Annotated in this window: 26 protein-coding genes and 1 pseudogene; 17 read left to right on the top strand and 10 right to left on the bottom strand. The window is 40.3% G+C overall.

Going from position 1 to position 21,840, the window contains the following annotated elements:
- Nucleotides 1–44: 44 nt before the first annotated feature.
- The 4 genes from F7734_RS12155 (at nt 45) to F7734_RS12170 (ending at nt 5,958) form a co-directional block, all read left to right on the top strand.
- A complete protein-coding gene (locus tag F7734_RS12155; RefSeq protein WP_155744886.1) occupies nt 45–1,643 on the top strand; it encodes a phospholipid carrier-dependent glycosyltransferase in 1,599 nt (532 codons plus the stop codon).
- Between the two features lie 365 nt (nt 1,644–2,008).
- On the top strand, nt 2,009–4,312 hold the full coding sequence (locus F7734_RS12160; protein WP_166481861.1) for an ATP-binding protein: 2,304 nt from the start codon (nt 2,009–2,011) through the stop codon (nt 4,310–4,312).
- Complete coding sequence (locus F7734_RS12165; protein WP_166481862.1) at nt 4,257–4,703, top strand: response regulator; 447 nt, start codon at nt 4,257–4,259, stop codon at nt 4,701–4,703. The genes F7734_RS12160 and F7734_RS12165 overlap by 56 nt, the downstream gene beginning before the upstream one ends.
- A gap of 100 nt (nt 4,704–4,803) precedes the next feature.
- Nucleotides 4,804–5,958, top strand: coding sequence for a hybrid sensor histidine kinase/response regulator (locus tag F7734_RS12170; RefSeq protein WP_166481863.1), 1,155 nt, complete (start codon nt 4,804–4,806; stop codon nt 5,956–5,958).
- A gap of 59 nt (nt 5,959–6,017) precedes the next feature.
- Here the strand turns inward: F7734_RS12170 and F7734_RS66065 are convergent, their stop codons facing one another.
- The 4 genes from F7734_RS66065 to F7734_RS61865 all read right to left on the bottom strand — a co-directional run bounded on the left by F7734_RS66065 (nt 6,018) and on the right by F7734_RS61865 (nt 7,006).
- Nucleotides 6,018–6,245, bottom strand: coding sequence for a hypothetical protein (locus F7734_RS66065; protein ID WP_347566174.1), 228 nt, complete (start codon nt 6,243–6,245; stop codon nt 6,018–6,020).
- A gap of 94 nt (nt 6,246–6,339) precedes the next feature.
- Nucleotides 6,340–6,483 carry a hypothetical protein gene (locus F7734_RS66070; protein WP_347566175.1) on the bottom strand — a complete coding sequence of 48 codons (144 nt, stop codon included), beginning with the start codon at nt 6,481–6,483 and terminating at the stop codon, nt 6,340–6,342.
- A gap of 28 nt (nt 6,484–6,511) precedes the next feature.
- The gene (locus tag F7734_RS60675) at nt 6,512–6,745 is read right to left on the bottom strand and encodes a hypothetical protein (protein ID WP_166481858.1); all 234 of its coding nucleotides are present in this window, start codon (nt 6,743–6,745) and stop codon (nt 6,512–6,514) included.
- 123 nt (nt 6,746–6,868) lie between these two features.
- Nucleotides 6,869–7,006, bottom strand: coding sequence for a hypothetical protein (locus tag F7734_RS61865; protein WP_207714081.1), 138 nt, complete (start codon nt 7,004–7,006; stop codon nt 6,869–6,871).
- Between the two features lie 40 nt (nt 7,007–7,046).
- Here F7734_RS61865 and F7734_RS66075 point away from each other — a divergent pair, with 40 nt between their 5' ends.
- Together F7734_RS66075 and F7734_RS66080 are read left to right on the top strand one after the other, a co-directional pair.
- Nucleotides 7,047–7,205 carry a hypothetical protein gene (locus F7734_RS66075; RefSeq protein ID WP_347566176.1) on the top strand — a complete coding sequence of 53 codons (159 nt, stop codon included), beginning with the start codon at nt 7,047–7,049 and terminating at the stop codon, nt 7,203–7,205.
- A gap of 80 nt (nt 7,206–7,285) precedes the next feature.
- Nucleotides 7,286–7,675 (top strand): hypothetical protein, encoded by a 390-nt coding sequence (locus tag F7734_RS66080; protein WP_347566177.1) that lies wholly within the window; start codon nt 7,286–7,288, stop codon nt 7,673–7,675.
- Between the two features lie 45 nt (nt 7,676–7,720).
- Here F7734_RS66080 and F7734_RS12190 read toward each other — a convergent pair whose 3' ends face one another.
- From F7734_RS12190 to F7734_RS12200, 3 genes and pseudogenes are all read right to left on the bottom strand, one after another.
- Nucleotides 7,721–8,230 (bottom strand): hypothetical protein, encoded by a 510-nt coding sequence (locus F7734_RS12190; protein WP_155744887.1) that lies wholly within the window; start codon nt 8,228–8,230, stop codon nt 7,721–7,723.
- Between the two features lie 12 nt (nt 8,231–8,242).
- Entirely contained in the window at nt 8,243–8,650 is a 408-nt protein-coding gene (locus F7734_RS12195) for a hypothetical protein (RefSeq protein ID WP_166481864.1), read from the bottom strand.
- 100 nt (nt 8,651–8,750) lie between these two features.
- Nucleotides 8,751–8,945: pseudogene (locus tag F7734_RS12200) on the bottom strand (ATP-binding cassette domain-containing protein); the annotation flags it as partial.
- On the opposite strand from F7734_RS12200, the gene F7734_RS12205 reads away from it, so the two are divergent.
- The 4 genes from F7734_RS12205 (at nt 8,874) to F7734_RS12220 (ending at nt 11,945) form a co-directional block, all read left to right on the top strand.
- The gene (locus F7734_RS12205; RefSeq protein WP_155744888.1) at nt 8,874–9,044 is read left to right on the top strand and encodes a hypothetical protein; all 171 of its coding nucleotides are present in this window, start codon (nt 8,874–8,876) and stop codon (nt 9,042–9,044) included. The pseudogene F7734_RS12200 and the gene F7734_RS12205 overlap by 72 nt on opposite strands.
- Nucleotides 9,045–9,232: 188 nt before the next feature.
- Nucleotides 9,233–10,363: a pentapeptide repeat-containing protein gene (locus F7734_RS12210; protein WP_155744889.1), complete on the top strand. Its 1,131-nt coding sequence runs from the start codon at nt 9,233–9,235 to the stop codon at nt 10,361–10,363.
- Between the two features lie 561 nt (nt 10,364–10,924).
- A complete protein-coding gene (locus F7734_RS12215) occupies nt 10,925–11,293 on the top strand; it encodes a DUF3616 domain-containing protein (protein WP_347566178.1) in 369 nt (122 codons plus the stop codon).
- Nucleotides 11,294–11,558: 265 nt separating this feature from the next.
- A complete protein-coding gene (locus F7734_RS12220) occupies nt 11,559–11,945 on the top strand; it encodes a hypothetical protein (protein ID WP_243146837.1) in 387 nt (128 codons plus the stop codon).
- 37 nt (nt 11,946–11,982) lie between these two features.
- Here the strand turns inward: F7734_RS12220 and trmB are convergent, their stop codons facing one another.
- Complete coding sequence (trmB, locus tag F7734_RS12225; protein ID WP_155744891.1) at nt 11,983–12,621, bottom strand: tRNA (guanosine(46)-N7)-methyltransferase TrmB; 639 nt, start codon at nt 12,619–12,621, stop codon at nt 11,983–11,985.
- Nucleotides 12,622–12,938: 317 nt separating this feature from the next.
- On the opposite strand from trmB, the gene F7734_RS12230 reads away from it, so the two are divergent.
- Nucleotides 12,939–14,045, top strand: coding sequence for a metallophosphoesterase (locus F7734_RS12230; RefSeq protein WP_155744892.1), 1,107 nt, complete (start codon nt 12,939–12,941; stop codon nt 14,043–14,045).
- Between the two features lie 55 nt (nt 14,046–14,100).
- Here F7734_RS12230 and F7734_RS12235 read toward each other — a convergent pair whose 3' ends face one another.
- A complete protein-coding gene (locus F7734_RS12235) occupies nt 14,101–15,315 on the bottom strand; it encodes an FIST N-terminal domain-containing protein (protein WP_155744893.1) in 1,215 nt (404 codons plus the stop codon).
- A gap of 409 nt (nt 15,316–15,724) precedes the next feature.
- Between F7734_RS12235 and F7734_RS12240 the strand changes: the two genes are divergently transcribed.
- The 5 genes from F7734_RS12240 (at nt 15,725) to guaA (ending at nt 20,226) form a co-directional block, all read left to right on the top strand.
- Nucleotides 15,725–15,946 carry a Calvin cycle protein CP12 gene (locus tag F7734_RS12240; RefSeq protein ID WP_155744894.1) on the top strand — a complete coding sequence of 74 codons (222 nt, stop codon included), beginning with the start codon at nt 15,725–15,727 and terminating at the stop codon, nt 15,944–15,946.
- Between the two features lie 181 nt (nt 15,947–16,127).
- Nucleotides 16,128–16,721, top strand: a complete 594-nt coding sequence (locus tag F7734_RS12245; RefSeq protein WP_155744895.1) for a DUF3177 family protein — start codon at nt 16,128–16,130, stop codon at nt 16,719–16,721.
- 181 nt (nt 16,722–16,902) lie between these two features.
- Complete coding sequence (locus F7734_RS12250; protein WP_155744896.1) at nt 16,903–17,196, top strand: hypothetical protein; 294 nt, start codon at nt 16,903–16,905, stop codon at nt 17,194–17,196.
- A gap of 61 nt (nt 17,197–17,257) precedes the next feature.
- Nucleotides 17,258–18,379, top strand: a complete 1,122-nt coding sequence (gene cbiD, locus F7734_RS12255) for a cobalt-precorrin-5B (C(1))-methyltransferase CbiD (protein ID WP_155744898.1) — start codon at nt 17,258–17,260, stop codon at nt 18,377–18,379.
- A 224-nt stretch (nt 18,380–18,603) separates the two neighbouring features.
- On the top strand, nt 18,604–20,226 hold the full coding sequence (gene guaA, locus F7734_RS12260) for a glutamine-hydrolyzing GMP synthase (protein ID WP_155744900.1): 1,623 nt from the start codon (nt 18,604–18,606) through the stop codon (nt 20,224–20,226).
- 230 nt (nt 20,227–20,456) lie between these two features.
- Here guaA and F7734_RS12265 read toward each other — a convergent pair whose 3' ends face one another.
- Nucleotides 20,457–21,344, bottom strand: coding sequence for a cation diffusion facilitator family transporter (locus F7734_RS12265; protein WP_155744902.1), 888 nt, complete (start codon nt 21,342–21,344; stop codon nt 20,457–20,459).
- A 136-nt stretch (nt 21,345–21,480) separates the two neighbouring features.
- Between F7734_RS12265 and F7734_RS12270 the strand changes: the two genes are divergently transcribed.
- Entirely contained in the window at nt 21,481–21,831 is a 351-nt protein-coding gene (locus F7734_RS12270) for a hypothetical protein (RefSeq protein WP_155744904.1), read from the top strand.
- Nucleotides 21,832–21,840: the final 9 nt, after the last annotated feature.

Genomic DNA, 21,840 nt, shown 5'->3' on the forward strand with positions numbered 1-21,840 from the left:
AAAGGACAAAGGACAAATGACAAATGACAAATGACAAATGACAAATGACAAAAAAAGTATTTTACCTGAGCATGGCGAGTGTATTTTTGCTATCACTCGCTTTACGATTTTGGGGATTGGGACGGTTCAATACCTTAGTTTTTGACGAAGTTTACTATGCTAAATTTGGCAACAACTATCTCACCAATACCCCATTTTTTGACGGTCATCCACCATTAGGAAAATACATTATTGCCATAGGAATTTGGATTGGCAATCAAATTCCCTTTTTACAGAGCCAAGTCAATGGGTTGACTGGTTCGGTTATGTCACCCATAAGTTATCGGTGGATTAATGCTTTTTCTGGCTCCTGGATTCCTGTCATTATTGCGGCGATCGCTTATCAAATCAGTTACCGTCGTAGCTTTGCGTTACTTGCTGGTTTGTTTGCAGCTTGTGATGGTATCTTCATTGTAGAATCACGTTATGCTTTAATCAATCAATATATCGTCATTTTCGGTTTATTAGGGCAGTGGTTTCTACTCAAAGCACTCGCTAAACAACGTTTATGGCGTAGCTTTTGGTTAGTACTTTCTGGTGTAGCTTTTGGTGCTTCTTGTGCCACTAAATGGAATGGTTTATGGTTTCTGCTAGGTGCTTATCTTATGTGGATAATAGCTTGGTTAAACCAGTGGTTGCAGTCTTTTCACTTGAGAAAACTAGAGAGCAATAATCAACACCAAAATGAATTGCTGTCTTATTGTTTTCAAAACAATCATGTTGAAAAAGAAAGTCAGGAAATTTCTTTTTTGCCTTTGCCACTGACTCCATTTCCTTGTGATAAAGGAAAGACAAAAAACATAACATATAACAGACTCGAAGCTAAGCCAACTCCCCTGAAAAAATTAACTCAAATTAATATTTTTCAGATTTTATTTTTTTTAGGAATCATTCCTGCAATTATCTACAGCCTTCTTTGGATTCCACACCTACAAATAGATACAAGATATGGGTTTGTAGAAGTCCACAAGCAGATTTTAGGATTTCACGAACGTCTGGGTGCTAATAGCTCTAAAATTCATCCTTATTGCGCTGCTTGGTATACATGGCCCTTGATGATTCGACCAATGGCTTATTTCTACCAAACAGCAACAAGCATTAAAAATCCCATAGCTATAATAGGTCCGCCTCTCCCTGCAGGTACAGGAAAAGTTATTTATGACGTTCATGCTATGGGCAATCCCGTATTGTGGTGGTTTGGTGCGGCGGCGCTTTTATTTTTATTAGGAGCGTTCACTCGACAATTTGCCAAGCTTTGGATTGAGCAAAAACGTTTTTTCCTATCTGCTGAATTAAGCAACGACACTTGGATTGTTCTGTATTTATTAGTAAATTATGTAGCGAATTTACTACCTTGGGTAAAAGTCAATCGTTGCCTTTTCATCTACCACTATATGACAGCTGTGGTCTTTGCATTTTTGGCGATCGCTTGGCAAGTCGATCGATGCTTCCGCAGTTATGATACTCGGATTCGCGCTTTTGGCTTGACTCTTACCTTTTTGATTATCATAGCTTTTGTTTTTTGGATGCCGATCTATTTAGGTTTACCCCTCTCAGATTTTGAGTATAGACCTATGAGGATGTGGTTTAATTCTTGGATTTAATTGTTAGTTAGTAGGTAGGGCTTTAGCCCACCATTCATAATATAGGTGGGCTAAAGCCCTACCTATTATATAGGAAAATTTTTAACATAACTACATATCCGGTGTGCAACCAATCACTGACTTTTAATATTTATTATCAGACATCTAAGTAGATAGTCAGCTAGACTACTGTAGTAATTGTTTGTGTAGTAGCGAATTAAATTCGTCAAAACTTTTCAGACAACATATCTTAAAAAAGGAAAATTAAATTTTATAAAGTGTAAACAAGATTTGATAAGTCATGTATCTTTAGATAAGATTTCAAAAATTCCCAAAAACACAAACTACAATAAATTTACTCTACTATTAACACCTAGAGGTTCATAGTGCTTAGTGATTTACAGCAAGAAATTAATGTAACTAGCTTAAAAGAAGCACCAATTCATGTTTCCGGTCAAGTTCAACCACATGGAGTTCTTCTTGTCCTTAAAGAACCTGAATTAACTATCTTGCAAGTTAGTACCAATGTCTCTTCAGTATTTGGTATAGCTCCGGTCAATTTGCTCCACCAAAAACTGGAAGATTTACTCGATCCTTTTCAAATTGAAAGAATTAAAGCAGGGCTTTTAGAAGATAGCCTGGATTTCATCAATCCTACAAAAATTTGGGTACGGAAAAAAGGTGATGACTATGTCGTCTTTGACGCAGTCTTTCACCGCAACCCAGAAGGATTTTTGATTCTGGAATTAGAGCCAGCTATTGCTCAAGACAATATTCCCTTTTTAAGTTTTTATCATTTAGCCAGAGCATCCATTAACCAACTAGGAGAAACTAGCAATATTAAGGAGTTCTGCCAAATTATTGTCCAAGAAGTCCGGAAAGTAACAGGATTTGATAGGGTAATGCTCTATAAATTTGATGCAGACGGGCATGGCTCTGTGATTGCTGAAGAAAAACTAGACCATCTAGAACCTTACTTGGGTTTGCATTACCCTGAATCAGATATTCCCAAACCAGCAAGAAAATTATTTATTTCCAATTGGATTAGAATCATACCGGATACTCGTTCCCAACCCGTAGAAATTTTCCCCATCAATAATCCAGTTACCCTGCGTCCGCTTGACTTAACAAATTCCAGTCTCAGAAGTGCGGCTCCATGTCACATACAGTACTTACACAATATGGGTGTGGGTGCTTCTTTGACAATTTCTTTGATTAAAGAAGGAAAACTTTGGGGTCTCATTGCTTGTCATCATCAGACACCCAAATATGTTGCTTACGAGTTACGGAAAGCGTGCGAATTTCTAGGTCGAGTTATATTTGCAGAACTTTCAGCCAGAGAAGAAACGGAAGATTATGACTACCGCATGCAGCTGGCGTCTATTCAATCAGCATTGGTTGAATATATGGCGCAAGAAGAAAATTTTATTGATGGGTTAGTTAAACATCAGCCAAGTCTTCTCGATCTCACCAGTGCCCAAGGTGCAGCTATATGCTTTGGCGGAAATTACACGTTGATTGGTGAAACTCCCAAAGAAGAAGACCTAAATTTCTTAGTCCAATGGTTAAGGAATAATGTCAAAGAAGAAGTCTTCTATACAGATTCTTTGCCTCATATCTATCCTGATGCGGAAAGATTCAAAAATGTCGCCAGTGGCTTGCTAGCAATTCCCATATCCAAGCGAAATTATGTTTTGTGGTTTAGACCAGAAGTCATTCAAACTGTAAATTGGGGAGGTGACCCCAATAAGGCTTTTGAGTTGAGCCAAGCAGAAGGGAATTTTCACTTACGTCCTCGGAAATCGTTTGAATTGTGGAAAGAGACAGTCCGCTTAACCTCTTTACCGTGGCGATATGTAGAAATAAAAGCGGCACTGGAATTGCGAAAAGCAATTGTTAACATTGTACTGCGTCAGGCTGATGAACTAGCTCAGCTTGCACATGACTTGGAACGTTCCAACGCTGAATTGAAAAAGTTTGCTTACGTCGCCTCTCACGATTTACAAGAACCTCTCAATCAAGTGGCAAATTACGCGCAGTTGTTAGAAATGCGCTACGATCGACAACTTGATGAAGATGCTAAGGAGTTTATTGGTTACGTTGTTGAGGGAGTCAGTCTCATGCAAACTCTCATTGACGATGTGCTAGCTTATTCTAAAGTAGATATGCAGGCGATTGAGTTTGAACTCACAGAGGTGGATACGGCATTAGAACGCGCCTTGACTAATTTGCGAAAGCGTGTTAACGAAACTAAGGCTGTTATTACTTATGATGAGTTGCCAACTGTGATGGCTGATAGTACCCAGTTGATGCAGTTATTCCAGAACCTCATCGGCAATGCTATCAAGTTTCGCAGCGACAAGACTCCAGAAATTCGTATAGGAGCAACTCGCCTAGAAGATGAGTGGTTGTTTTCTGTTCGGGATAACGGTATTGGTATCGATCCGCAGTTTAGCGATCGCATTTTCGTCATCTTTCAGCGTTTGCATACGCGAGATGAGTACCAAGGTACAGGAATGGGTTTGGCAATTTGTAAGAAAATTGTCGAATGTCACCGGGGAAGAATCTGGGTAGAGTCACAACTCGGTGAAGGAGCAACTTTCTACTTTACGATTCCAGTCGGAGGACGCGATCGTGAGCGCAGAAGCGGAAGAAAAGTACAAAACAATATTTTTGGTAGAGGACAATAAAGCTGATGTTCGTCTGATCCAAGAAGCATTAAAAAATAGTACAGTACCACATCAAGTCATTACGGCTAGGGATGGTATGGATGCTATGGCTTATTTACGTCAAGAAGGGGAGTATGCTGATGCGCCCCGTCCTGACCTGATTCTGCTAGATTTAAACCTACCAAGAAAAGATGGTAGGGAAGTCTTGGCAGAAATTAAAGCCGATCCCCATCTCAAACGCATTCCTGTCGTCGTGCTGACAACCTCACACAATGAGGATGATATTTTCCACAGCTACGATTTACACGTGAATTGCTACATTACCAAATCCCGCAACCTCAGCCAGCTTTTCAAAATCGTTAAAGGAATAGAAGAGTTTTGGCTAGCAACCGTGACTTTACCATCGGAATAAATTATGAATGATGAATGATGAATGATGAATGATGAGTGCTTAAACCTTCCATTCATAACTCATAATTTATAATTCATAATTCCACAGGGGGTGACCGGGCGTGAAAATTTTGTTAATTGAGGACAATCTCGCAGAAGCAAGACTGTTAGAAGAGTTCCTCAAAAACGCCGAGTCCAATCAATTTAGTTTATTTCACGTCAAGCGATTGGGGGAAGCGCTTCAGGAGTTAAGCAGGGCTACTTATGACGCTATCTTGTTAGATTTGACACTACCAGATAGCCAAGGATTGGCTTCCCTCGCCCCTTTGATGAAGCAAGCACCTAACTTACCAATCGTCGTATTGACTAATACCAACGACGATCGCCTTGCGATTGAAGCTGTAAGAAAAGGAGCACAAGATTATCTTGTCAAACGACAAGTTAATTTTGGCGTTTTGATCCGCTCTCTAAGTTATGCGATTGAGCGCAAACAAGCCCTAGAATCATTACGTGCAGTCAATGAAGCATTAGAAAGCCGGGTTCAAGAACGAACAGCTGAACTTGTGAAAGTTCAAGAAATTAGTCAGTTTAAATCAGAATTTGTCTCAATGCTGTCTCATGACATTCGCAGCCCCTTAAATACAATCCAGTTAATTTCTGGGTTATTGCAAAATAGCGGAGATAAATTACCGAAAGAGAAAAAAAATTCTCATTATCAGTTGCTTCGTTCTGCAATCAAAAGTATGGCTCAGATATTAGATGAAGTTTCCTTTCTAGGGAGAGCCGATTCCGGCAAACTTTTATGTGAATTTCAACTTCTAAATTTAGAAATATTTTGCCATCAACTGATTGAAGAAGCTCAATTGAGTTTAAAAGAAAAACATCTTTCTCTGATTTTTACAAGTGTTGGTGAATTGAAAGAAGCATTGTGGGATGAAAGTTTGTTACGGCATATTTTTAGTAATTTGCTAAGTAATGCTATTAAATATTCACCACAAAATAGCATCATTCAATTTGAATTGATTGGGCAGGAAAAGAAAGTTATTTTTCAGATACATGACGAAGGAATAGGTATTCCAAAAGAAGACCAAGAGCATCTGTTTCAACCCTTTCATCGAGCTTCCAATGTCGGTTCAGTTCCCGGTACTGGATTGGGTTTATCAATTGTTAAAAAATGCGTAGACACGCTTGGAGGTGAAATTTCCGTTCATAGCGAAATTGGCGTAGGGACAACTTTTGCTGTTACACTACCCGTTGTGAGAGAGAGTAGGGAGTAGAATCTCACAAATATCGTATAGTGAGTACGTAGGTTGGGTTGAGGAACGAAACCCAACATTTACAGGCATTTTTTGAGTTTCTCCACAGCGATTCCAACCCACAAAAATTCGAGAGCCCTTGTAGTATTGAGTTCGCTCCTGATAGCCAAGTTAAGGAAGCATTTGACGGTGCATAGGTAGTCTCTAATTCCAGCACGCAAGGTTTGACCGGGGTTTCGCAGGTTGAGTTGAGAGATGATACCGTCTGCAGTTGCTACAATAGTAGTCTGAGCTAAGTCGATTTTCACTCGTTTGAGTTCGCTAACATCGCGCTCTAGCTGCTCTTCGATTTCAATCGGTTGCTTGATAAGAGCTTGACGTTCTTTTTCTAATGTTGCTTTGTTACCTTCCCCTGAGGCTTTTTCTAGGGCAATGCGCTCTTGTGCGATCGCTACTATTTGGATTCAGGACAGCTTGAGCACGTTGTCGTCTGGCTATAGAGGCGGATACAGCTTGTTCGAGACGCTCAATTGTCTGTTTCTGCACCTCAACTGCCAATACTTGTCGGTTAAGCCTAAAAATATGAAAACACGTAGGTTGGGTTGAGGAACCTTACCCAACATTTATCAGCATTTGTTGGGTCGAGCTGTCGCTCGACCCAACCTACTATTTCCCAAAACCTACGTAATATTGCGACAGCAACAGGAATTTTGCTGTCATTAATAATGACATTATTTCGATTATAAAAGACCTCACGAATTGAATAGCGTCCTTGGCGATCGTGGCAAACACGGTATGTCCAAGTCATAATCGGTTCATCCTCTTTTCCACGAAAAAACACAATATTGTTTTGTTTTTCACCTATTCTTTCAATGCTAACAATCTCGATAACTTCATTGTAGAAGACCCGAAAAATACCAATTCTCAATTCCTATTCAGCAATATCTGGTGGGTTACGTCGGAATCGATTTTTCGTTTCTACTATCGGTTCATAAAGCAATTGAGTTTGAATCGCATCGATAATAATATTTTGCTCAAACTTTCTGAAGTATGGTATCGTTATTTCCAACTGCTTATATTGAAAAACTATTGATTTTGAAAATGTCAATATGCCACTCCTCGATCCCAATCAAAACTATACCTTCAGCCGATACTTCTATCTGGGTTTTGAAGCCAGCGAACTGGCTCAAGAATTTGGCTATACCCTCACCCGAAAAACATTCAAATTACCACAATTCTCAGGTGAACTGGTCGCATACAAGAGTTAAGATCTCGTATTGAAGAAGTCCTGCCATTTGTTCCTTTAACTAATGAATTTGCCAGACGGGAAATTATTATTTCAAGAGTTGTGACAGAGCTAATTCACTACACTCAAGCAGAATTACGGATTGAGTATGGGATCAAAGTTTCTAATTGGCTTCAAGGTAACTTAGATTATTTACTGCGTGTCAATACAATCAATCAATTGTTAGTTATTGAGGCTAAGTATGAAGATTTGACCAGAGGCTTTACACAACTAGTTGCTGAGTTAGCCGCGCTTGACCAATGGGACAAAACACCAACGGTTTCAGAACAGCCAATTTTGGTAGGATCTGTTTCTACAGGAACAATTTGGCAATTTGCTAGGCTCGATCGCATTGCAAAGCATTTTGAACAGGGGATTAACAGCTATCGAGTTCCCAAAGATGTAGAGCAAGTGATGCGGATTTTTGTAGCTACTTTAAGTCAAACAAATTAATATTTGTAATGGGGTCTAATCCAGACAAAATTTTTGGTTCTCAATTCACATCAAATTTTCTCGTTTAGTTTTGAGATAATTCTCAAAATCTTCACCCGCTTCCTGAATTTCGGGATCTTTCTGTTGTAATGCTTTCATAACAAGCCTTTGGGTCAGTCCATCATCAATCTGAATATAAAGTTCTAATAATCGTCTATATTCTTCATCCGTACCTTTTTTTAGTAAAGATTCGGCATGATTTTCTATATTATCTAAAAGCCATATTTTATCAAATGAAAGAATAGCAGAGTGAACTAATTCAATATCTGAATGACCGACAGAGGCTAACTTGATTAACTCATCAAATAAACTCTGGCGTTCTTCTAAAGTTAAATAATTCAGAATTTGCAGTGCCGCTCCTCTTTCCGTAGGATTTTGTAAAGCTTTTCTAATTAACTCTACCTTAGATTGGCAACTGTTTAGGAAATTTTGCCGAATTTCTAAATAAGCTTTTTCCCGGTCAATCAATTGATGCCAAAGGTCTGTATCTTGTTGATAATATTTTGTTTCAGTCATAGCTTTTATTGATTATCTTATTCCTTTTTTACCTACGTAAATCCAACCACAATTCAAAAATTTTTCTACAAATTCTGAAAAAGGCATTTCAACGGCAGGATAGATAGTATGATGGGTAGGGGAGCGAGTTCCACCAACGTCTTTACCATCTGCCACCACAGCAAGACCCACTGGTAATGGTGTCCCTTTATCTAGTTTATAGTAATTTCCTGTCAGGGGAGCATACTGAATATCCGCAAACGTGGAAGCCCCCGTTGGAGGTTGGGTGGGTTTTACTAAATCCTTCTCCACAGCAATATCAATACTGGAACGAGGTGGACGAGGGGATGTTCTATTGCCAAAAGCGTAGAGAGTTATAGGTAAAATGACTTGTTCAACTATATCGGACGAATCGAGCGAATTCTGGGCTGAATTTTCCACACTTATTCGTTGGCTTGTTTGATAATATTTAGATTTGATATTTTAACGCGGATGCGATCACCCGATTGGTACAGTCAGTTTCGGCTCTCATTTGGCGTTTATATAAATTAGTAATCAGTTTGGCAAGGGTACTTTTTCCACATCCCGATTTACCAATGAGAGCAATGACTTTACCGCCTGGAACAGTTAGGGAAAAATCTTGTAGCCGGTCAACTCTACCCGGATGATGAAAGTTCAGTTGAGTGCAAGTAATATCTGCATTACCAGAAACTTGTGTCCAAGGCTTTTTAAAATCATCACTAAAGCGATCGCCATCTCCACTGCTAATCTTTCAACTCAACCTACAAAAATCCTACAAGATAAAAATCTTACAGATGATTTACCAATTTTATAACATCAGGTCTTGTGGTACTGGCAGGATGCCCGTACATTCAAGAGCGCTTGTAAGGACGCTCATTCTACAGTCAAGTGGTTTATTAACCTGAAAATGGCTGTAAACAATTCATTAACAAAATTTTATATTATTTGTCAGTAATTGGGAACTTTAGCCATGAATATAATTATACACCTTTACAGTTATCTATGATAAACCCAGACAAGACGCAGAATCAGAAGAAGCAGATTGGGCTGACAAAGCAGAAACTTTTTATAGGACTTGCTATTGCTGGAACTATTGCCATTTTCCCCGCATTATATCGGGTTGATTGGGCTGGATTCGGACCAGACTCAAATAAATCAGAGACGATAAAGGAAGTTATAAATCCCAAAAACGGAAAAATTATCAACCTCAAAGAGACAACTGAGCACAAACAATCAGGCAAGACTCTGTGGGACTGGTTGGGGTTAGTTGGTACGCTAGCAATTCCGATAGTGCTTTACCAATTTCAACGTAGCGAACAAGAACAAGTTGATATCAATTCTCGTGAAGAGGCTGTGCTTGGTTATTTTAAGCATATATCAGAGCTATTGATAGATAAAGAATTGAAACTGTTGATTACTAAAAAATTAGAAACAACAGATTTTAAAGACCCCATGCTTAATGCGTTATTAGATGCTTCCCGTGCCTGTACGTTATCAATGCTCCGCCGTCTCAATAAAGATGGGGAACGTAAAGGACGTGTTATCCGCTTTTTAAGCGATGCAGAGCTGATAAGTGAATTGAACTTGGAGCTAGCCGACTTAAGTTATGCGAACTTAAGTAATGTCAAGCTAAAAGGCGCTAAATTGGGTTACGCGAACTTGAGCAACGCTGACTTAAGTTTGACAGATTGCCGCATCATAAAGAAAATCAAAAATGCAGTTTCCTCACAAGAGTTTGCTGAAACTGGAATACAACTATACTGTGCCGATCTGACAAACGCTAACCTTAGCGATCGCTTCTTGCCAAATGCTTGCCTAAAAAGTGCCATCCTCATAAACGCTATTTTAGAAAATGTCTACTTAAGTGGAGCGGATTTGGGGTATGCGGACTTGCAAGGAGCTAACTTCAGTAGAGCAAACCTAAGAGGAGCAAACCTCAATGGAGCGGATTTACGAAAAGCCAACTTTACTGGTGCGGATTTGAGAGGAGCTATTTTACCCAATGGGGTAATGTACGCATTCCCAAACCAGCTACAGCAATTTGGAGTTTTACTCAACTGCTTGCCAAAACAGTTGGAGGTATCCGAAGTAGTACCAACAGCCAATGCTGTGCCAAAGTTGGGATGCGAGTAGCAGTCGGAATTTAGTTAGTCCCTCAGAACGCCAACTCGAACGGAATCTAGGAATTTACAAGCTTCAAGTTTATTGTGGTTTGGCTGACCTAACCTTAAGTCTAGTTAGTACCTAATCTTTCGCTTGGGTTTAATCTGAACTTAAGACTAGGGACAAAAGAGAAAGAAGTCTAATATACTTAACAAGCTCATAACTCTAAATGACCGAGTTACCGACTTAATTCTAAAGAGAGTATTAATTCACTTGCTTTTTTTAATCAAATAAGTAACAATTCAACTGTTTGTTATTCTTTTAACAAATACGCACTGATTAAATTAAAGATTGGGATGCATTGCTAATTGGTTTTCCTGCTTGTATTGTAAGTAATCTTACAAGAACAGTTTTGATTGAGCGCAATTGACAAGCGTTTAGAAGTTTTTGTTAAAAGCCCAATACTATGCTTTAGAAGTTTGCGTAAAATCTGTACTTTTTCTGGATAACTATTTAAACTTATTAGTCTTAACTCGTTGATAGGTTAATAGCTAACTGTTAGATAAACTAGACAATTCCATAGCAAACTCTATCTGCAATAGGAGAAAACAGGCTAAGGTAACGAAAGATGGTAACCGCTTTCTTCTGGCTCGCATTCCTATCGTGGAAAAGAATGGGACGTACACTCTGGAGAAGGAAGTTGTGCAGAACGGTGAAAAACTTACTGCTGCAAAATTGCGTGGTGACGATAAAGGTAACGATTTGACCGAGGCTCTAGCTCAAGATGAGCACTTGCAATCCTTCCTCACGATACCTGGTAAAGACAATGGATTTGACATTGAGGGGTTGGCTATTGCAGGCGATCGCATCGATCCCAATCAAAACTATACCTTCAACCGATACTTCGAGCTTGGTTTTGAAGCTAGAGAACTGGCTGAATTTTCCACACTTATGAGTTGACTTGTTTGATAATATTTAGATTTGATATTTTAACACTGTTTTTCTGTTATTAATTTCACAAGATTTTTTTGACATTCTATTGCATCAGTTATTATAATGCACTTTGTGATGTCTAAATATAAGGGAAAAATTCTTTCTTACAGATAATTCACTGGTCGTTGCTCACTATCGCATACAAGAGTTAAGAGAGCGTATTGAAGAAGTCCTACCATTTGTTCCTTTAACAAATGAATTTGCCAGACGGAAAATTATTATTTCAAGAGTTGTGACAGAGCTAATTCACTACACTCAAGCAGAACTACGGATTGAGTATGGGATAAAAGTTTCTAATTGGCTTCAAGGTAATTTAGATTATTTGCTGCGTGTCAATACAATTAATCAATTGTTAGTTATTGAAGCTAAGTATGAAGATTTGACTAGAGGCTTCACACAATTGGTTGCTGAGTTAACCGCACTTGACCAATGGGAGAAAACACCAACGGTTTCAGAACAGCCAATTTTAGTGGGATCTGTGTCAACAGGAACAATTTGGCAATTTGCTAGGCTCGATCGTATTGCAAAGCATTTTGAACAGGGGATTAACAGCTATCGAGTTCCCGAAGATGTAGAGCAAGTGATGCGAATTTTGGTAGCAACATTAATTCACACCTGACCAGTGACCAGTTAACTAGAGAATTTTCCTACCTTCTTTAACTAACTCTTTCAAAGATAGCCCGATAAACAGGTTCACCCTTGTTAAGGGTATATATTTCCCTTTCTGTAGGAATCGATAGTGGATTTTCTGCTAGCCATTCTCCCCTACCATGTCTCACAAAAGCAGGATTTGCTGCAAAGCGATCGCACATTTCCACTGCTAAAAACTCCAGATCGGATTGCAAAAAAACAATACCACCAGGGGCAAGAAATTCTGCAAGTTCTGCCACTAATTCTGGCTGTACCACTCGCCGTTTTGCATGGCGATTTTTAAACCAAGGATCGGGAAATTGAATTGTGACATGCTGTAATCTTTTTTGAGGTAAAGAAGACAAAAGCGGACGGAGTGAGTTGTTCGCGTTGCAGAACAAATAATGAAGGTTTACTAACCCTAACTCATCACGCAACCTATTTGCTTCTACTACCAATGGTTCCCGAATCTCCAAACCCAAGAAATTCCACACGGGTTCCACTTGTGCCATATCGAGAACAAATCTTCCTCTAGCACAGCCAATATCTAAATGTAGTGGTAAGCTTGGCTGGGCATAAATTTTTTCCCAATCAAGTGGACTGAGAGGGGTTTGATACTTATTTGCTAGGGGGTTAACGTGTTGACGAACTCGAATAATTGCCAAAATATTTCTCCTTATTAGTTAGTGGTTAGTGGTTAGTTGTTAGTAGTTAGCAGTGAGTAAATATGTAATTATTTATACATTAATAGTGAGAAGGTTAGTAAAGGGACAAAGTATTGCGCCCGTACACAATTGTGGGTTAGTTGTATTTCCCAATAACTAATAACCACTAACTACTAACTACTAACTACTAACCCGTTCTGTATACAAATATTAACGGGGATCGTTGTTATATAGTGTAATCCAGTCATAGTGAGTTACAGGCTATACTCAATGTAAAAAGAGTTTTTACACCTGTTTTTAACATCACTATTAGGTCAATGGCTCTAAAATTTCGTTTTGCTGTAGTCAGCGACTTGCACGTTGCAGTTCCCCACACAATCTGGCATCATCCAGATCGTTTTCATTTAGTCGAAGTTAGCATCCCAGCATTTAACAGCATCATAGAACATCTCACACAACTCGATTTAGATTTCCTTTTGATACCAGGCGACTTAACCCAGCATGGTGAACCAGAAAACCATACTTGGTTACAAAACCGTTTGGCACAGTTACCGTTTCCCGCCTATGTTGTTCCTGGCAATCATGATGTTCCTGTTTTGATGGCAAACGAGCAATCAATAGCCTTTGCCGATTTCCCCCATTATTATCGCAAATTTGGATATGCTAACACCAATCAACTTTACTACACTTGCCAATTGCTACCAGGAGTGAGGCTAGTTGGCTTAAATTCTAACTCCTTTAATGACCAAGGTAAGCAAATAGGGCGTTTAGATGACAAGCAACTGCAATGGTTGGAAGAGGTGCTAGCTGCATCTGTTGATGAACTCGTGCTCGTGATGGTACATCACAACGTTGTGGAACATTTGCCCAACCAGTCCCGCCACCATATGGCAAATCGATATATGTTGGAGAATGCGCCAGAACTATTACACCTGTTACGACGATATGGCGTTAGTCTAGTTTTTACCGGACATTTACACGTTCAAGATGTCGCCTACGCAGACGGAGTGTACGATATAACGACAGGTTCTTTAGTCAGTTATCCACATCCTTATCGTGTTTTAGAGTTTCACAGGAATGATTTCGGTCAAGACTGGTTGCAAATTCTGTCTTATCGAGTATGCTCAGTACCTGACTTTCCTAATCTACAACTTTCCTCCCGTAAATGGATGGGCGATCGCAGTTTTCCCTTCTTAATCAAGCTGCTAACTGTACCTCCTATAAGTTTACCCCTAGCCGAAGCAAAAGAATTAGCCCCCAGTTTGCGGTATTTTTGGGCAAATATGGCTGATGGAGACGCTGTATTTGACTATCCTGAGTTTCCACTAGAACTACGTCGCTATTTTCAGAAATATGGTGCCATTGACTCAAGCGGTACACCCTTTTTCATTGATAACAATAGTACGCTTTTGGTTAGTGGTTAGTTGTTAGTGGTTAGTGGTTAGTTGTTAATAGCCATTAGCAATTAGCAATTAGCCATTAGCAATTAGCAGAACGACAAATTCCAAACACAGAGGTATAATTGTGTATCATTGTACTACCTCCTACAGGTCCGATTTCGCCGCCACAAAAGAACCCTGCTAATGGTATGTTTTGAAGATACCGATTGAATAATTGGGAATCAAAATTCGGTTTCCCGTAAAGCCCTTCTCCTCTACCAACACAAGAAAACATGAGCGCACCTAGTGGGGCGGCGTCAGAAGAGCGCTCTTTTTGATACCTCTGTAGCAAGAATTCTAAATCTTCAGCAGAAGCTTGGGCATCGCGTAAGTGGAATTGCACGCGCTGTCCGGGACGAACATAATCCGCGATCGCAATTGCCCCGGCGGATGGTTCTACCCCTAAAATACTTCTAATGAGAAAGTCTCCTGGGTACAATTCTTGCTTGAATTCGTCCATGGCTAAACCAACAAATAAAGAATGTTGTGCCAGCATCCGATCTTCTTCACTCAGACCCCCAATCACATCTCGCAATACCTTTAACGGCACTTGCTCGTTGAGTTCTAGGATTATATTGCGATCGCCTTTTGTCACCTGACAAGGTCTTCCAATTGGTCTGCATCCTTGTGCCACAATGGTTTCCAAGACAATATTGCCACTCAGGGCGACGCCAATAGTTCCTTCTCTGTAGAGTTGGTCATTGTAGAAAAGAGCAATCCGACCTCCCAAACCACCACCACTCGCCTGTCCTCCTACTGTTACCGATCCTGGATACGCAAAATCCAAACCCTGTAATAAATCGTTCACTCCTGAAGAAAACGACCCAGACAATAATATAAATTGCGGTACAGGTGATGGTGGTACACCAATTAAATCTATCCAAGCGTCTGGTGGACTATCCAAATCGGGTAATTCTTCAGGATCGATATGAAATGGCTTGATATTAACCCCAGGGAGGCGTGCCAAAGTTAAACTGAGTGCTGGTTCTGCTTCCAACTCTTGTGTTTTTCCCCGCTGAGTTGTACCAATCACACCTCCACCACTACACCCCAGCAATGTAGGCACTGACAGTTTCTCGCTAAGCAGTGGTAAAAGCCGAGAGTACTCACTTGTAAAAGCAGACGAAATAAACACCAGCCCTAAATCTGGAGGTGCTGTTAGCGATGAGACAGTGCGCTGTACGACATCTGAAACAGCTGCTTCTAGGGAAGGACGGGTTGACAGGGCATTTGCCCACTGCATTTGGTCTGCCATGAGTTTTACACTCTATTTATTCTTGGAGCTTTTGTTGTTAAGCAAGTCGGTTGATTATTTCTATTTTGGGGACTACTATAACGCATCCTACACGAATTGATGCGACTTCTTGCGAATCCTCATTAGCAATCTGCCGTTTCTAGAATGATTATATTTATTGATTTTTAGGATTTGCCGCAAGAAGTATTGTACGATCTACATCTTTCCGACGGTGTTGGTAAAACATTAAAACATTATAGACGAATACACGGCTATTGTCACAAATGCTGTAATAATTATGAAGCATTGCTCCTTGAACTGGCAAAATTATTGCACAGACACAGTAAAATGAAGGATAATAGTACGAAAAACTCTCATTTTTGAAATTTTTCTATACTAGTATTGAAAACACGCAACAAGAATTAAGACAATGAGCAACATCCAAGACAAGATCTCGCAAGAAGTTGAACAAGCCCGTGCTACATGTGACATCACAGGTAACAATTCTGCTGAATGTGCAGCAGCTTGGGATGCAGTGGAAGAACTACAAGCTGAGGCTTCTCACCAACGCCAAGCAAAGCGCAAAACATCTCTCGAGCAATATTGTGATGCAAACCCAGAAGCAGATGAGTGCAGAGTTTACGAAGACTAGGAGTTAACTCTACAGTTCTTATCTTAGAACTGGTGGGAACGCAACTAGAAACCCTTGACTGAAAATTTTGTGCTTTAATAGCACTTATGTATGAAATCTCACTCCAACCTTTTTCATCCTGCTTTAGAACAGGAGCTAGGGGAATAGGGTGAGGTTTTTTTTCAGGTTTTGAGGAAATATTATGAATGACGTCTGGTTTCGCCCCCTAGTTTGGATAGATTACCGACTAGCGGTATTGTTCACACTCATTTTGCCTATCATTCTGCTACTTTGGGCTTTTGTACAAAAAGCTGAAGCCATACAACGCTTACTTCTAATTTACTGGCGAGTTGCTAGTTTACTAGCAATTACGATTTACTTAATGATTGGTGGATTTGGTGTTAGTTTTATATCGGGATTGATAGCTCGTATTTTAATTCCTGTTTCATTATGGTTTTGGATAGATCTAAATGATGAAATAGAGTATCAGCCAAACAGTTCTCTAAAGTTAATTTTTACTTCATGGCGTTGGGCTATCACTATTTACTCTATTGTAGGCGCATTGGCTTTGATACCTTTCATAGTTTGTGCTTTTTCAGAAACTGCGATCGCAACATCATATTGTCGCGTCTGGTTTGAAGCACCGCTGATGTTTAAAGATTATTTCCATTACGACACTAAACCCGGATTCCTGGGCTTTCTTGGCATTGTTGGTTTAGTCATCTATGTACTTTATCTCAGCTATTTTGTCCTGATTAAGTTAGGTAAGCAAGGACGCTCAGCTACACCTCAATAGAATATACTGCAAGCGATCCCCCTACTCTCGAATCAGTTCAGCTTCAGCTTCTTCAGGTACAAGCAGGTTGTTATGAAGCTAGTGACTGCGCCGAGCCGTGACTCTGCTTCACCAGAGGTTGCTTGCTGAATCCTCTGCCTTTCTTCTAGTAATGTACTGACACTTGATACAGTGTTAATTTATGATGAATTCTATTGGCAAGAAGCTGGAACAGTATACCACTAAATGTCCTCAAGAAGTTTTACTAGTCACAGTAGAAATTGCAGGCGAACAAGACCAAATTGCTATTTTCAAAGGTTTTTCCAGTTCATTAATGCGTCCGACGGCTTTCGATCCCGACATACCTGTAATACCAGATGACGCAAAAATTATCAAAATCGATAGAGTCGCAAGTCCTTACAATCCAGAAGCACCTCGTTACATTCAACAAGATATCTCTTGGGAAAAAATGAAAAGAATGATGAATGATGAATGATGAATGATTCACAATTCACAATTCACAATTCACAATTCACAATTCATAATTCATAATTCCCATGTCTCAATCTGGATATACTCTTCCTGTCTTTGCTTGTGCGTCTGCTCTTGCTGCTTTGCACTGGTTGCATTATCGTCAACCCTTACTTTCTGTATCAGTAGACTTGATTGAACCCAGCCAAGTGGTAGACATACCCATAGAACAGGTTGCAGGATTGTCTGAAAATATGGCTTTGGCGATCGCTCGCTCTGACCCTGGAGATAATCTAGATATTACGAAATACACTCCTATTTGGGCGTTGGTGGAGTGGAAAACAGGAGGGAAAGACGGGGAGAAAATAATTATTAAAGGAGGAGAGGGAATTGGAAAAATAGTTGAGGCTGGCGGGAATCCTGCTATTTACGCTTACGCCCAAAGGTTGTTGCAAGAGAATTTGCAGCGAATGCTTGCACCGGAAGAGAGCATTATTGTAACAATTATTTTGCCAGAAGGAAGGTCTCTTGCTCTTCGGACTTCCAATGCTGCTTTTGGGGTTGTTGAAGGTCTCTCGCTACTTGGAACAACAGGGATTTCTCAACCCTTAAGCGCTCCCGGTCAACTGGAAGCTTTTCGAGAACAGTTACAATATAAAGTAGCTCGGTTTGATTGTTTGGTGTTTTGTGTTGGTGAAAACGGTTTAGATTTAGCAAGAAAACTAGGGATTAATCAAGAAAAACTGGTAAAAACAGCTAATTGGCTTGGTCCCATGCTGGTAGAAGCAGCTTTACAAAATGTTAAGCAAATTCTATTATTTGGATATCATGGCAAGCTCATAAAACTTGCAGGTGGAATCTTTCACACCCATCACCATCTTGCTGATGGACGTCGGGAAATTCTAGTGGCTCACTGTGCTAACGTTGGTCTACCCACTCTGGACTTGCAGGCTGTATTTAACAGCAACACTGCAGAAGCAGCTTTGGTTTACCTCCGCTCTTTGGATACATTTCATGGAAATAATTGGGTAGAACGGGTATACACTTCTATTGTTAAAGAAATCGATTCTCGTTCGCAAGATTATATAAAGAACCAGATTGGTGAAGCAGGGACATTGCCATCTGTTGGCTCAGTCCTTTTCGATCGCGATCGCAAAGTTATTGTAAAAAGCAAAACTGCACATGCTCTCATGGCAAAATTATGTTAATTTAATATGAATAATCTTAAACACTAACTTTCAATAACTTTTTTTTACCAGGCTAGAGTAAGTTTTTTCGTAATCTCACTGCTACACATAAGGTCTGACAGTCGCGCAGCAAAGTCGCGTTCAAGAAGGAGCTATTTTACCATCACAAGTTGGTAAGGCAGACACTGGTATCAATCAATACTCATTTGTTGTTAATCTTTCACTCTACTTACACCATTTCCGTCATGAATACTGCGGTGACTCTACCCACACAACAAGCTCCTCAAACAGAGGAATCTTTGAGGCAACTCAATCGCCAAATCATTGTAATTCTAGACTTCGGTTCTCAATATTCCGAACTGATTGCTCGTCGAATTCGCGAAACACAGGTTTATTCAGAAGTCCTTTCCTATCGCACTACAGTTGAAGCATTACGTCAACTCAATCCTAAGGGAATCATTCTGTCTGGTGGACCAAAGTCAGTGTATGACAACGGTGCTCCCCATTGCGATCCAAAGATATGGGATTTAGGAATTCCTATCTTAGGTGTGTGCTACGGTATGCAACTTATGGTGCAGCAAATGGGCGGAGAAGTGGCAAAAGCTGACCGAGGGGAGTACGGAAAAGCCTCTCTACATATAGACGATCCAACAGACTTACTGACTAACGTCGAAGATGGCACAACTATGTGGATGAGCCACGGGGACTCAGTCATCAGTATGCCACCAGGGTTTGAAGTGCTGGCACATACAGAAAATACCCCTTGTGCAGCTATTGCCGAGCACAAGAAAAAACTCTACGGGGTTCAATTTCATCCAGAAGTCGTTCATTCTATTGGTGGTCTGGCTTTAATTCGTAACTTTGTGTACCACATATGTGAGTGCGAACCAACTTGGACGACTGCTGCTTTTGTAGAAGACGCAATTCGAGAAATTCGCGCCAAAGTCGGTGACAAACGTGTATTGCTAGCACTTTCTGGAGGAGTTGATTCTTCTACTTTAGCATTCTTACTGCACAAAGCTATTGGCGACCAACTGACTTGTGTTTTTATTGACCAAGGCTTTATGAGGAAGTACGAGCCAGAGAGGTTACTAAAACTGTTCCAAGAACAGTTCCATATCCCTGTAGAATACGTCAATGCTAGAGAGCGTTTTCTTTCCGCCTTGGATGGCATTACTGACCCCGAAGAAAAGCGTCGTATTATCGGACACGAATTTATCCGTGCATTTGAGGAAACGTCCAAAATACTAGGTCCATTTGATTATTTGGCACAAGGAACCCTCTACCCAGACGTGATTGAATCTGCCGATACGAATGTTGACCCGCAAACTGGGGAACGAGTTGCAGTAAAAATTAAGAGTCACCACAACGTTGGCGGATTGCCTAAAGATTTGCGATTTAAATTGGTAGAACCCCTACGGAAGCTATTTAAAGATGAAGTCCGTAAAGTCGGGCGTGCCATCGGTTTGCCAGAAGAAATTGTACAACGGCATCCTTTCCCAGGACCTGGTTTGGCAATTCGCATTTTAGGTGAAGTGACTGCCGAACGCTTAAACATTTTGCGCGATGCCGATCTAATCGTGCGTCAAGAAATTAACCAACGTGGTTTGTATCACGATTACTGGCAGGCTTTTGCTGTACTGCTGCCAATTCGCAGTGTGGGAGTCATGGGCGATCAACGTACCTATGCTTATCCCATCGTTTTGCGAATTGTACAAAGTGAAGATGGTATGACAGCAGACTGGGCGCGTGTCCCTTACGATGTTCTAGAAGTGATTTCCAACCGAATTGTGAATGAGGTAAAAGGCGTTAACCGCGTCGTTTACGATATCACCTCCAAGCCACCTGGAACTATAGAGTGGGAATAGGTTAGTGGTTAGTGGTTAGTGGTTAGTGGTTAGTGGTTAGTGGTTAGTGGTTAGTGGTTAGTGGTTAGTGGTTAGTGGTTAGTGGTTAGTGGTTAGTGGTTAGTGGCAATTCCAACCAACAACTAACCACTAACAACCAACAACCAACAACCCACAACCAACAACCCACAACCAACAACTAACCACTAACAACCAACAACTAACAACCAACAACTAACCACTAACAACTATCAAAAAGTAATATGACTGGATTGATAGGTAGGCGGTTCGACGTGAATGAGAACTCTAACTGGATGAAAACGTTCTTCTAACCGCCTTTCTACTTCTTCTGTAATTTGATGAGCCGTCTCTACGTCTGATGCATCTACTATTAAGTGCATCTCAATGAAGGTTTGACGACCTAAAACACCCCGAGAAGCAATATCGTGACAGTTAAGAACACCCGGAACAGAAACTGCGATCGCATGAATGGCTTCCGGTGCGATCGCTATTTGGTCAACCAGCCAAGGTAAATTCTCTGTTAAAACTGTCCAGCCACTCCAAAAAACCAACAACGCTACAGGAAAAGCTAAAGCTACATCTATCCATTGAACGCCCAACCATACACCAATCAACCCACCAATAACAGAAATTGTCACCCAAATATCACTCATGGTGTGTTTGGCGTCAGCAATCAGAATCGGGCTACCGACTCTCTGTCCCACACCACGTTCGTAAAAGGCTACAACAATATTGACTCCTAAAACTATCAACAATATCCATAATTCTGGCGGTGAGATTCTAACCATCTGACCGCCATTGATGATTCGTTCTACTGCTCCTTGGAGAATTTCAAAGCAGGCTATACCTAAAAAAGCAGAAATCCCTAATGCTCCCACTGCTTCAAATTTTTGGTGTCCGTAAGGATGCTCGCGATCGGGTTTTGGTGAAGAGAATCGACTAGCAACTAATCCTAAAATATTGTTGGCACTATCCGTCACACTATGTAACGCATCAGCTTGTAAGCTTAGGGAACCTGTCAGATATCCCACCACAGATTTCAATGCCATAACAAATATATTTAGCAATAAAGTAATAATTAAAACTCTTTGTATTGCACCCCTGTTATCGTAAGTCATAAAATCCGTATAAAAATATTATGTTTTATAATTTACATCGGAAATTTTACAACGTCTAAAGAATGTTGCAAACCCTTACGAATTTAAGGTTAAATCCCGGTAACATGAATTATTTAGACGTATTTATACAAAACTCATGTCGGGAACTCATTTAACACTGAATCTAGTTGAAGGTTCTGTTTCTTTTAGTTTTTCACCTGAAGCCGCACGCGAACTTAAGTCAACCCTTGACCAGTTGATGCACAGCCTGAAAGCAGTGTCTGCTAAAACTGCGTCTGGTAGTGGTAAACCTACACCACAATCTCCTATGGAATATCGATATACAGGAGAAGTGTTTCTAGAAATTTTTTGTAATCCTAATATTTGGCCCACTCCCTTCGCTGCTAAAGTTTTGTTAACGATCCGTGACCTTAATATTCGCTTAACAACAGAAGCTGAACTAACCCGAGTTATCGAGGATGTTAATCAGTATTTAGAGAGGGGGTAGGGGGTAGGG

Source organism: Scytonema sp. UIC 10036, assembly GCF_009725235.1.